The sequence below is a fragment of the Bradyrhizobium sp. Kon69 genome, assembly GCF_055807515.1.
The window spans coordinates 1-273 of sequence record NZ_JBVVOS010000346.1; the positions used below are offsets into that span (position 1 = coordinate 1).

Consider the following 273-nt stretch of genomic DNA (forward strand, 5'->3'; position numbering starts at 1 on the left):
GTCAGTTGCGGCTCGAAGCACAGGCGCTCGAGCAGGTCCAGGGACAATTCGAGGCGGTCGGCTTCTTCAGCGTCGATGTTCAGGCCGATGTCGTATTGCTTGGCCAGCAGGGTCAGCGACAACAGGCGCGGGTACAGTTCGTCCATCACGCGCTCGTACTGCGCGCGGCTGTAGCGCGGGTGCAGGGCGGAGAGCTTGATGGAGATGCCTGGGCCCTCATAGATCCCACGGCCGTGGGAGGCTTTGCCGATGGAGTGAATGGCTTGTTCGTAC

At 62.6% G+C, this 273-nt stretch carries 1 protein-coding gene; it reads right to left on the reverse strand.

The window, feature by feature from the left end:
* Positions 1-273 (reverse strand): proline dehydrogenase family protein (locus AC0L3U_RS39410; RefSeq protein WP_473365123.1); only part of this gene is annotated, 273 nt, incomplete at both ends.